The following is a 499-nucleotide window of genomic DNA, read 5'->3' on the forward strand; positions in this document are numbered from 1 at the left end:
CAGCTCGACCAGCAGACGCTCGGCGGTTTTCTTGCCGACACCCGGCACCTTGGTCAACGCCGAGGTGTCCTGCGACTGCACGCAACGGATCAGTTCGTCGACTTCCAGACTCGACATCAGGGCCAGGGCCAATTTCGGCCCGACACCATTGAGACGGATCAACTCGCGAAAAAAGTCTCGCTCACGCTTGCCGGCAAAACCATAGAGTAACTGCGCGTCTTCGCGTACGACCAAATGGGTGTGCAGGGTCAGCGGTTCACCGACCGACGGCAGACGATAAAGAGTGGTCATGGGCACTTCCAGCTCATACCCGAGGCCGTTTACATCCAGAATCAGGTGCGGCGGCTGTTTCTCAGCCAGAGTGCCGCGCAAGCGTCCAATCACGTTTCAGATCCTTGAGCGTTGGCCAGCCGTGGGCTGGCGACTGTCGAAAGGCGGATTCCGGGCCGACGACCCAGGCGCAAGAAATCCGCTTTCAGGAAAATTGATGCTGATGCTA

1 protein-coding gene is annotated in these 499 nt (G+C 58.7%); it reads right to left on the bottom strand.

The window, feature by feature from the left end:
- The coding region (gene ruvA / locus BK660_RS32290) for a Holliday junction branch migration protein RuvA (RefSeq protein WP_123436482.1) at nucleotides 1-384 on the bottom strand (384 nt) is incomplete at its 3' end.
- Between the last annotated feature and the right edge of the window lie 115 nt (nucleotides 385-499).

The organism is Pseudomonas brassicacearum (genome assembly GCF_003732265.1).
Classification (GTDB): domain Bacteria; phylum Pseudomonadota; class Gammaproteobacteria; order Pseudomonadales; family Pseudomonadaceae; genus Aquipseudomonas; species Aquipseudomonas brassicacearum_D.